This window comes from Polaromonas sp., assembly GCF_012927415.1.
Classification (GTDB): Bacteria; Pseudomonadota; Gammaproteobacteria; order Burkholderiales; family Burkholderiaceae_C; genus Polaromonas.
Genome location: NZ_JABBPF010000191.1, coordinates 25,633 through 35,083, shown reverse-complemented (window position 1 = coordinate 35,083; position 9,451 = coordinate 25,633). Strand labels below are relative to the sequence as shown.

Annotated in this window: 7 protein-coding genes; 6 read left to right on the top strand and 1 reads right to left on the bottom strand. The window is 59.3% G+C overall.

Features of this window, described 5'->3' with window-relative positions; genetic code table 11:
- A partial coding sequence (locus HHJ19_RS15835; RefSeq protein WP_296908832.1) for a benzoate-CoA ligase family protein occupies positions 1-1,470 on the bottom strand: 1,470 nt, incomplete at its 3' end.
- Positions 1,471-1,667: 197 nt separating this feature from the next.
- Between HHJ19_RS15835 and HHJ19_RS15830 the strand changes: the two genes are divergently transcribed.
- The 6 genes from HHJ19_RS15830 to HHJ19_RS15805 all read left to right on the top strand — a co-directional run bounded on the left by HHJ19_RS15830 (position 1,668) and on the right by HHJ19_RS15805 (position 9,440).
- Positions 1,668-2,642, top strand: coding sequence for a helix-turn-helix transcriptional regulator (locus HHJ19_RS15830; RefSeq protein ID WP_296908831.1), 975 nt, complete (start codon positions 1,668-1,670; stop codon positions 2,640-2,642).
- Between the two features lie 111 nt (positions 2,643-2,753).
- Positions 2,754-4,412, top strand: coding sequence for a 2,3-epoxybenzoyl-CoA dihydrolase (gene boxC / locus HHJ19_RS15825; RefSeq protein ID WP_296908830.1), 1,659 nt, complete (start codon positions 2,754-2,756; stop codon positions 4,410-4,412).
- Positions 4,413-4,500: 88 nt separating this feature from the next.
- Positions 4,501-5,928, top strand: coding sequence for a benzoyl-CoA 2,3-epoxidase subunit BoxB (gene boxB, locus HHJ19_RS15820; RefSeq protein ID WP_296908829.1), 1,428 nt, complete (start codon positions 4,501-4,503; stop codon positions 5,926-5,928).
- A gap of 166 nt (positions 5,929-6,094) precedes the next feature.
- A complete protein-coding gene (gene boxA, locus HHJ19_RS15815; RefSeq protein ID WP_296908828.1) occupies positions 6,095-7,375 on the top strand; it encodes a benzoyl-CoA 2,3-epoxidase subunit BoxA in 1,281 nt (426 codons plus the stop codon).
- Between the two features lie 162 nt (positions 7,376-7,537).
- Entirely contained in the window at positions 7,538-8,077 is a 540-nt protein-coding gene (locus HHJ19_RS15810) for a TlpA disulfide reductase family protein (RefSeq protein ID WP_296908827.1), read from the top strand.
- Positions 8,078-8,327: 250 nt separating this feature from the next.
- Entirely contained in the window at positions 8,328-9,440 is a 1,113-nt protein-coding gene (locus tag HHJ19_RS15805) for a transglutaminase family protein (RefSeq protein WP_296908826.1), read from the top strand.
- The last annotated feature ends 11 nt before the right edge of the window (positions 9,441-9,451 follow it).

Genomic DNA, 9,451 nt, shown 5'->3' with positions numbered 1-9,451 from the left:
CCGTTCCTTGACAAAGGCCTTGAGTTCGTCTGCGCCTGTCTGATGGCCAGACTTGAGCACGACATAGGCTTTGGATTTGGTCAAACCTTCGCTGTCGACCATGCCGATGACGGCTGCCTCGAGCACTGAGGGATGTTGCACCAGTGTGGCTTCTACCTCAAACGGCGAGACATAGATGCCACTGACCTTGAGCATGTCATCGCTGCGGCCAGAGTAGGTGTAGCTGCCGTCGGTGTTGCGTACGTACTTGTCGCCGCTTTTGGTCCAGGCACCCTGAAAGGTCTCGCGCGATTTATCACGGTCGCGCCAGTACATCAATGCCGCACTTGGACCTTTGATGTAGAGATCACCGGTTTCGCCGTCGCCTACAGGCTCGCCGTCGTCGCCGCGCAATGCAATCTGATAACCCGGCACGGGCCAGCCCGTCGTGCCGTAGCGCACTTTGCCTGGCACGTTGGATAAATAAATGTGAAGCATTTCGGTAGAACCAATACCGTCAATGATTTCGACACCAAAGTGCGCCGTGAATCGGTCGCCCAGATCGGCGGGCAGGGCCTCTCCTGCCGACGATGCCAGACGCAGGGAGACCTGGGCCTTTGCCGGCAGTCCGGGCGCGGCCAACATACCTGCAAAACCGGTCGGTGCACCGAAAAAGATCGTTGGCTGCTGCTCAACCCAGCGCTTGAAGGTGGCGGCGGGAGTGGGGCGCTCTGCCATCAACACCACGGTGGCGCCCACACTGAGTGGAAAACTCAAGGCATTGCCCAGCCCATATGCAAAAAACAGCTTGGCGGCAGAAAAGCACACGTCTTGTTCGGTAATGCCCAGCACCGGCTTGCCGTACAGCTCGGCAGTCCAGTACGGGTTGGCATGCGTGTGCAGCGTGCCTTTGGGGCGGCCGGTGGAGCCGGAGGAGTAGAGCCAGAAACCCGGATCATCGGGAACCGTGGGAGCAGGCTGGGTCAGCGGTGCGTGCTGCGCGATAAGGACAGTCATCGCCACGCTGCTTTCGGGCAGCGATTTGTCGGGGTGGGAAACTATGACCGTTCTGACCTCATGGACGGCTTTGCTCATGGCCTCTTGAAGCAGGGGCAATAGCGCGCCTGACACAAGCACGGCCTGGGCTCGGCTGTGTTCGAGCATGAAAGCATAATCCTCGATGGTCAGAAGCGTGTTGACCGCCACCGGCACGATACCCGCATACATCGCGCCCAGAAAGCTGACAGGCCAGTCGATGCAGTCGTGCATCAGCAGCAGCACGCGCTCTTCGCGGCGAACGCCGACAGCGAGCAAGGCGGCTGCCAGCCGGCGGATTCGTTCCGCAAGCTCGCCATAGCTCAAGGCGCCGGTATCGTCGATGTAGGCGGTCTTGGCGGGGTGCGTGGCGTTGCGCTCGATCAGGTGCTGCGCGAAATTGAAGTGCGCGCCCAATGGTTGCACCTGATGCGTGGATGTGGATTCTGTGGCCATGTCGGTCTCCTTCTGGGGTTTGTCAGGGCGCGGGTATTTGCAGATGGTCCAGCACAGCGCTGCTTGCCTGCGATCCCACCGAGATCTGATGACAAAATTCAGTGGGTGACACGTAAGTTCTCCATATGGTGGCAACTTGCCTATTCGTTAAATATGAACTATTGTGCTTGCGTGAACCATAAATCCTGAAAAACATCATGTCAAGCAATATATTGCATAAATCAGGGTTAACCCTTGATTCTTCAGTTCTGACGCTTTCACCTGTAGTTGCCCCGGTTGCTGCCGTCAATCCTGTGGAAGCCGAGGAAAAAAATCCTTTTTTAGTCTCCTTGGGTGATCGGGTGCGGGCGATACGCGCTCGGCGCGGCATGACGCGCAAGGCCGTGTCGATCGCGGCCGATGTATCCGAGCGTCATCTGGCGAATCTTGAATACGGAGAAGGCAATGCGTCCATCCTGGTTCTGTTGCAGGTAGCGCGAGCGCTGCACTGCTCGCTAGCCGAACTGATTGGCGATGTGACAACCTCTTCACCCGAGTGGCTGCTGATTCGCGAGTTGCTGGAAATGCGCGACGATGCATCACTGCGCCGTGTGCGGATCGCCATTGGCGAGATGCTGGGCACCGGCGGCGGCAACACTGCCGTTTGTACGCGGGTGGCGCTGATTGGTTTGCGCGGCGCGGGTAAATCCACGCTCGGCCAGATGCTGGCCGAAGACCTGGGATTTCCGTTTGTCGAGTTAAGTCGCGAAATCGAGAAGTTTGCGGGTTGCAGCGTGTCTGAAATTCAGGCGCTCTATGGCATGAATGCTTACCGGCGCTATGAGCGTCGAGCCCTTGAAGAGGCCATTCAAATTTACCCGGAAGCTGTCATCGCAACGCCCGGCGGTCTTGTGTCAGACCCGGCCACGTTCAACCAGTTGTTGTCTCACTGCACCACTGTCTGGCTCCAGGCCGACCCCGAAGATCACATGAAACGGGTAACGGCGCAGGGCGATTTGCGTCCAATGGCTGCCAGCAAGCAGGCGATGGAAGACCTTAAAGGCATTCTTGCGGGACGGGCGGCGTTCTATTCGAAAGCACAGCACAGGGTTGACACCAGCGCACAGCCGCTGGAACAGTCCTTCAATATCTTGCGCCAGACAGTGAGAGGTGCGCTTCAGCTGACCGTGTAAATAAGATAAAAATGCATGAAAATGCTTGCCACACTAAATTAATATGCATTATCATGCGTTTATAAAATTTCACTAAATGCATTTTTATGCATGATACAGAGGGCAGAAGCCATGACCACCGCTAATCATGTCGAATACCAGACTGATCCGTCCCAATACAAACACTGGAAACTCTACTTCCACGGCCCGGTAGCCACGCTGGCGGTGGACATTGATGAAAACGCTGGTTTGCGCCCCGGTTACAAGCTCAAGCTCAACAGCTATGACCTTGGCGTCGACATCGAACTGAACGACGCGATCAGCCGCATACGCTTTGAGCACCCCGAGGTCCGCACCGTGGTAGTGACCAGCGCGAAAGACAAGGTGTTCTGCTCCGGTGCCAACATTTTTATGCTGGGCGTGAGCAGCCACTCATGGAAAGTAAACTTCTGCAAGTTCACCAACGAAACCCGCAACGGGCTGGAAGACTCATCCAGATACAGTGGGCTGAAGTTTCTGGCTGCGGTCAATGGCGCCTGCGCTGGCGGCGGCTATGAACTGGCGCTGGCCTGCGACGAAATCATCCTGATCGACGACCGGTCGAGTTCTGTCAGCCTGCCTGAAGTGCCCTTGCTGGGCGTGCTGCCCGGCACCGGTGGGCTGACCCGCGTGACCGACAAGCGCCATGTGCGCCACGATCTGGCCGACCTGTTCTGCACCAGTGTCGAAGGCGTGCGCGGCCAAAAGGCCAAGGACTGGCGTCTGGTCGATGACATTGCCAAGGCGGTCGATTTTTCCCAGAGGGTGCAGACCCGTGCCCTGGCGCTGGCCGAGCAGAGCGACCGGCCCGCTAACGGCAAAGGCGTGGTGCTCAAGCCGCTCAAACGAACAGTCGAAGCCGATGCGTTGCGCTATTCGAGCGTGACGGTCGAGATCGACCGTGTCAAACGTACCGCCACCTGGAGCATCAAGGCGCCAACAGGCAGCCAGCCTTCAGACATCGCCGGGATCGAAGCGCAGGGTGACAGCTGGTTTCCGCTGGTCCTGGCGCGCGAACTCGAAGATGCCATTCTGATGATGCGGACCAACGAGCTTGAAATCGGCGTCTGGCTGATCAAGACCGAGGGCGATGCTGCCGCCGTTCTGGCCATGGACGCCACGTTGCTGGCGAATCACAACCACTGGCTGGTGCGCGAAACCATTGGCCTGTTGCGTCGCACGCTGAGCCGGCTGGACCTGTCCTCGCGCAGCCTGTTTGCGCTGATCGAGCCGGGCTCGTGCTTTGTCGGCACTTACTTGGAGCTCGCTCTGGCCTGCGACCGAAGCTACCAGCTGGCCTTGCCCGACGACGAGGACCGTGCACCCAAAATCACGGTGGCCGAAACCAATTTCGGTCTTTACCCCATGGTCACCGGCCAGAGCCGCCTGGCTCGGCGCTTTTATGACGAACTGCCTGCGCTTGAGGCCGTACGCGCCAAAGCCGGCCAGGCGCTGGACGCCAACGCGGCTTTTGCCGTTGGCCTGATCACATCCAACCCGGACGATATCGACTGGACCGACGAAGTGCGGATTGCCATCGAGGAGCGCGTGGCCATGTCGCCCGATGCCCTGACCGGCATGGAAGCGAATCTGCGCTTCAATGGCACCGAGAACATGTTCACCCGCATTTTTGGCCGGCTGACCGCCTGGCAGAACTGGATATTCCAGCGGCCCAATGCCGTCGGCGAACAAGGTGCGCTCAAGGTATATGGCAAGGGCGATAAGGCCCGGTTCGACTGGAACCGCGTCTAAACAGAAGCTCTCGTTGTGCGGCGTGGTCCGGGTGGCGCGCTGCAACCGAAATTTTCCCCCGAATAGCCTCGTTTTTTTGGAGACCATGATGTCCGGCATTAACTACAGCGAAAAGATCCCCAACAACGTCAGCCTGAGCGAAGACCGCACCTTGCAGCGTGCGCTTGAGCAGTGGCAACCGAACTTCATCAACTGGTGGGATGACGTCGGCCCGGTCGGCTCCACCGATTCGGAGGTCTATCTGCGCACCGCCGTCAGCGTCGATCCGAACGGCTGGGCCCAGTTTGGCCATGTCAAGATGCGCGATTACCGCTGGGGCATTTTCCTCAACCCTGGCGATGCTGACCGTACCATTCACTTCGGCGACCACAAAGGCGAAAAGGCGTGGCAGGACATTCCTGGCGAACACCGTGCCAACCTGCGCCGCATCATCGTGACCCAGGGCGATACCGAGCCAGCATCCGTCGAGCAGCAGCGCCACCTCGGTCTGACGGCGCCCAGTATGTACGACCTGCGCAACCTGTTCCAGGTCAACGTCGAGGAGGGCCGTCACCTGTGGGCCATGGTTTATCTGTTGCACAAGCATTTCGGTCGCGACGGCCGCGAAGAAGCCGAAGGTCTGCTGGAGCGCCGCAGCGGGGACGCCAACAACCCGCGCATTCTGGGCGCCTTTAACGAAGCGACGCCAGACTGGCTGAGCTTTTTCATGTTCACCTACTTCACCGACCGAGACGGAAAATACCAGCTCTGCGCGCTGGCCGAAAGCGCTTTCGATCCGCTGGCACGCACCACGAAGTTCATGCTGACCGAGGAAGCGCATCACATGTTCGTCGGCGAAAGCGGCATTTCGCGCGTCATCCAGCGCACCGCGCAGAAGATGAACGAGCTGAAAACTGACGATGTCGGCAAACTGCGCGCCGCCGGCGTGATTGATTTGCCGACGATCCAGCGCTACATCAACTTTCACTTCAGCGTCACCATCGACCTGTTTGGCGCTGACGAGTCGAGCAACGCCGCCACCTTTTACAGCTCGGGTCTGAAGGGCCGCTTTGAAGAAGGAAAGCGTGTCGATGACCATGTGCTCAAGGGCCAGACCTACAAGGTGATAGAGGCCAAAGACGGCCAGCTGGTCGAAAAGGAAGTGCCCATGCTCAACGCGCTCAATGAAGTGCTGCGCGACGACTACATCAAGGATTCCGTCTCGGGTGTCGGGCGCTGGAACAAGGTGCTGGACAAGGCTGGCATTGCCTTCACGCTCAAGGTGCCGCACAAGGCGTTTCATCGCAACATCGGCGCCCTGGCCGGTGTCAAGGTGTCACCTGATGGCCGCGTCGTCTCTGAAGCTGAATGGAATGCATCGGTCGGCCAGTGGCTGCCCAGCAACGAAGACCGGGCCTACGTCGCCAGCCTGATGGGCCGCGTCGTCGAGCCGGGCAAGTTCGCCAACTGGATCGCGCCGCCCGTCATGGGTATCAACCGCCAGCCCGTGGATTTTGACTACGTGCGATTTAATTGACCACAACGATTGACCCCCACGCTTGTCGCTTCGCGTACTGCGCTGCCCCCCGAGGGGGCGGCCCCGCCTGCGGCCCGGCGAAGCCGGTTCCGCGGCCGGAACTTGGGCGGGCGGGAAGGCGTGCGTTTAAAGTGTTGATTCCATCAAGCCCTTATCCAAAATCGCCATGGAAATGACCGAAATACGCGTGATCAAACAGCACCTGATCGACCCTGAAATCTGCATTCGCTGCAACACTTGTGAATCAGTCTGCCCGACCGGGGCGATCTCGCACGACTCGCTTAACTATGTCGTCAACGTCGAGACGTGCAATTTCTGCATGGCCTGCATTTCGCCGTGCCCGACCGGTTCGATTGACAACTGGCGCACACTGCCGAGCGCCAGGGTTTATGGCCTGACCGAGCAATTTGGCTGGGACGAGCTGCCTCCCGAACTCACGTCCGAGGAGCTTGGCGCCGAGGGCGTCATTGTCGGTGCGACACCCGACATCGAGCCGGTCGCGCCGACGTTGCCAGCGGCTGTAAATGGAGAGACGGCCTTCATCAGCGCGCAATATGCCGCTACCTTGCCGCCCTGGTCGTCGGCGCATGGCTATACCAACCTCTACGGTCCCAGGGCTGCCGCAAAGTTCATCACCGCCACGGTCACCGGCAATGTGCGGGTCACAGAAGCCGGCACCGATTACGACACGCACCACATCGTGATGGATTTCGGCAAGATGCCTTTTCCGGTGCTCGAAGGCCAGTCCATCGGCATTCTTGCGCCTGGCGTTGATGCCGGTGGCAGGCCGCACGTCGCGCGCCAGTACTCGATTGCCAGCCCGCGCAACGGCGAGCGGGCGGGTTACAACAATGTCTCGCTGACGATCAAACGGGTGCTGGAGAACCACCAGGGCCAGCCGGTGCGCGGCGTGGTTTCAAATTACATGTGCGATCTTCAGGTGGGCGACAGGGTGGAGGTGATCGGCCCGTTTGGCACGAGTTTCCTGATGCCCAACCATCCGCGTTCCAACATCGTGATGATCTGCACCGGCACCGGCAGCGCGCCCATGCGCGCCATGACCGAGTGGCGCCGCCGGCTGCGCAAGTCAGGCAAGTTTGAGGAGGGCAAGCTGATGCTGTTTTTCGGTGCCCGCACTCAGGATGAGCTGCCTTATTTTGGCCCGCTGCAAAGCCTGCCCCGGGACTTCATTGATATCAATTTTGCGTTTTCACGCACGCCGGGCGCGCCCAAGCGCTACGTGCAGGATGTGATGCGCGAGCGCGCCGCCGACCTCGCCCTGCTGCTGCAGGACCCGGACAGCTGCTTTTACGTCTGCGGCCTCAAAAGCATGGAGGAAGGCGTGGTGCTGGCGCTGCGCGACGTGGCCCAGCAGGCTGGATTGAACTGGGACACGGTAGGCGCGGCGCTCAAATCAGAAGGCCGGTTGCACCTGGAAACCTATTGACGGGCGGTGAGCGGCAAGCTTGGCTATTTCTTAAGCTCAATCGGGCTCATGTTCATTATTTACGGTTATGTGAAGCTATTATTTTTATAGCAAATAAAAAAGTTTTCAGCGCAACATCGGCATCCCGGCTCATTTTTCTATTCGCAGGTAAGCTTGCCACCCATGTCCTCAAAAGCTAAATCCCGTCGCCAATTCCTGCAAACCGCCCTGGTAGGAGCGAGCCTAGCCGCGTGGACCCGGGCGGACGCCCAGGGCCTGAGCGGCCCGGCTTATGAGGTGAGCAAATGGTCTGGGCCGATAGCCGGATTCAAGCTGGTTGATACGAGCGGAAAAACCTGGACTTTTGCTGATTTGAAAGGCCGGGCGGTTCTGCTGAACTTCTGGGCCAGCTGGTGCGAACCCTGCCGGGCTGAAATGCCAACGCTGCAGCAGGTTGCCGACTTCTACGGCGCCGACAAGCTGCTGGTGCTGGCCATCAACTTCAAGGAAACCCCGGTGCGTGCCGTGCGGTTTGCCCAAACCACGGGAGTCACCCTGCCGGTACTGCTTGACCTTGATGGCCAGGCAGCGCGCAGATCGAGTGTGAATGTATTCCCTACCACCCTGACGCTGGACAGCCTCGGCCAGCCTCAGCATCGCGTTCAGGGCGAAGTTGACTGGACCGGCAAAGCGGCCGAGAAGCTGATTGCCAGCCTGCTCTAGGCGTCATGCTGCTGATCAAGGTCGATTGCGTCTCAGGCCTGGCAGTTTCAGTTGAACCGGGCTGTCTCGGTTAAAGAGCCCAAATCAGCCGAAGAATTGCCAGACTCGCCGGCTCTCGCGATAATTCGGGCTGGCATCGTCTTGCTGGCTGCCTTTTTCAGCCGCAAGGTTTTTGACACAACATCGGGCTGCACCTTTACCTGTGACCCTGTACGTTACCCGCCCCAATCCTTCATTTGGAGTTCCTCTCATGACCACCGTACGTCGCAATTTTCTTAAAACCACCGCTGCAGTCGGTATTGCCTCCGTATTGCCATCGCTCAGTTTTGCCCAGGCAGCTGCTTCACGCCGCAACTTCGCGCCGCAAAGCGGTGGCTGGCGCACATTTGAGGTCACCACGCGCGTGGATATTGCCACGCCCGATGGTGTGAGCCGGGTGTGGGTGCCGATCCCGTCGGTCAACAGCGACTACCAGCGTTCGCTGGAAAACGGCTTCTTCAGCAACGGCCCCGCCAAGCTGATGCAGGACGGCGAGAACGGCGCAAAAATGTTGTATGTTGAATTCGCCGCCAGCGAAGCCCATCCTTTTGTCGAACTCACCAGCCGCGTGCAGACGCAAGGCCGGGCAATCGACTGGTCACAGAAAACCGCCAGGGCCGAAGACGCTGACACGCTGCGTTATTTCACCCAGCCCACCCGATGGATTCCGACCGACGGCATTGTGCTTAAAACCGCGCTGGCCGCCACGCAGGGCGCCAAAACCGATGTCGAAAAAGCCCAAAAGCTGTACGACTGGATCGTGGCCAATACTTACCGCGACCCCAAGGTGCGCGGCTGCGGTGAAGGCGACATCAAGACCATGCTGGAAACCGGCAATCTGGGCGGCAAATGCGCCGATTTGAACGCGATATTTGTCGGGCTTTGCCGCTCTGTAGGCTTGCCGGCGCGCGACGTGTACGGCATTCGCCTGGTGCCTTCGGCTTTCGGCTACAAGGAGCTGTCGGGCAATCCGGCCAGCCTCAAGGGCGCGCAACATTGCCGCTCCGAGGTTTATCTCAAGGGCTACGGCTGGGTCGCGATGGATCCGGCCGACGTGGCCAAGGTCATGCGCCTGGAAACCGCCGACTGGATCAAGAACACCACCAACCCGGTGGTGGCGCCGGTCAACAAGGCGCTGTTTGGCGGCTGGGAAGGCAACTGGATGGCCTACAACACGGCGCATGACGTGACCCTGCCGAATTCCAAAGGCGAGAAGCCGGGCTTCTTCATGTATCCGATTGCCGAGAATGATGGCGGCCGTTTCGACTCCTACGCGCCGGATGACTTCAAGTACCAGATCACGGCGAAAGAAATAACGGCTTGACGCTGGTCGCC